Annotated in this window: 1 protein-coding gene; it reads left to right on the top strand. The window is 68.6% G+C overall.

Annotation, left to right across the window (positions count from 1 at the left end):
• Positions 1-290 (top strand): extracellular solute-binding protein (locus tag P8629_RS11595; protein WP_278166282.1); only part of this gene is annotated, 290 nt, incomplete at both ends.

Genomic DNA, 290 nt, shown 5'->3' with positions numbered 1-290 from the left:
TACTCGATGGGAAGCTGGTTCGCCGGCACCCAGGCGAAGGCCGCCGACTCCGCGGACATCGGCGTCTTCCGCGCCCCCGCCATGAGCGCCGACGAGCAGCCCGCGATGGGCGCCAACATCGCCAGCCCGTACTCGATCCTCAAGGCGAGCAAGAACCAGGACGCGGCGGCGAAGCTCATCGAGTTCCTCACCACCGACCAGACCGCGGTGAGCGACCAGCTCGCGGTCGACGGCAACTTCCGCGACGGCTACGAGTACGACATGACGCCGCTCGGCGAGGAGCTGCTGCA

This window comes from Hydrogenovibrio sp. 3SP14C1, assembly GCF_029625905.1.
In the GTDB taxonomy this organism is placed as follows: domain Bacteria; phylum Pseudomonadota; class Gammaproteobacteria; order Thiomicrospirales; family Thiomicrospiraceae; genus Hydrogenovibrio.
Note: the sequence above shows the minus strand (reverse complement) of the source record. Positions and strands in the feature narration are given on the sequence as shown.